Genomic DNA, 951 nt, shown 5'->3' with positions numbered 1-951 from the left:
GTTTAAATGAGCCGATTGCTCGATGGGCTAATGACGAAGATGGCTGTAAAGGGCGATTTTGGGAAGGCCGTTTTAAAAGCCAAGCGTTACTGGATGAAGCCGCATTATTGACGTGTATGAGTTATGTTGATTTAAACCCGGTTCGTGCAGGAATGGCTGAAACCCCAGAAGCTTCAGATTTTACCTCAATTCAAGCGCGAATGATTGCATGGGCAAAACGCCAACGAAAAAATAAAAAACAAAATAAGTCGTTTGTTCGAACTACTAAGTTACCTAAACAAACGTTGCCTACTGTGCCGTTATTACGCTTTTCGGGTAATGAAAAACAGGGAAAACCCAGTACCATATCTTTTTCATCAAAAGATTATTTGCAGCTTGTTGATTGGCTCGGTCGAGCTATTCGAGATGATAAGCGAGGTGCTATTCCCAGTAATATGCCTCCTATTTTAGAGCGCCTGAATATCAATGGTAAGCGCCAAAGCAACTGCAGGTATTTTAAAGCAATCAACCAGTATAAAATATCCAACTAAGAGATGGCGAGCTTAAACTTCTGTGGAAGCGGGAAAAATCAGGACATCCACTATTTGATTACGGTCAAAAAATAGCCAGAGGTGTAGGTCTATACTTCTGGTTATAAAGTAGTCAGTTTTGAGTGGAGGTTTAAGGATGACACGGCCACGAAGTGAGTTAGTCAGTGTGGCGGATACGCCTTATTATCACTGTATATGTCGGTGTGTGCGTCGTGCTTTTTTGTGCGGCGATGACCTAGTAACGGGCCAAAACTTTGATCACCGAAAAGCCTGGTTGGTTGAGCGGCTCGCTGAGTTGGTTAAAGTGTTTGCCATTGATATTAAAATAGAAGAACAGGACATCCACTATTTGATTGTGATCAATAAAGAAGAGGACAGCCAGAAGAAGAGGACAGCCAAGAATAAGAACAGGACATCCACT

Annotated in this window: 1 protein-coding gene and 1 pseudogene; both read left to right on the top strand. The window is 42.3% G+C overall.

The window, feature by feature from the left end; all coding sequences use genetic code 11:
- Window positions 1-530, top strand: a 530-nt coding sequence (locus KCG35_RS25665; protein WP_373687383.1) for a transposase, incomplete at its 5' end; no start/stop codon positions are given.
- Between the two features lie 136 nt (window positions 531-666).
- Window positions 667-951: pseudogene (locus tag KCG35_RS25660) on the top strand (transposase); the annotation flags it as partial.

The sequence above is a fragment of the Zooshikella harenae genome, assembly GCF_018837975.1.
Taxonomy (GTDB): Bacteria; Pseudomonadota; Gammaproteobacteria; order Pseudomonadales; family Zooshikellaceae; genus Zooshikella; species Zooshikella harenae.
This window is presented reverse-complemented; position numbering and strand designations above follow the sequence as displayed.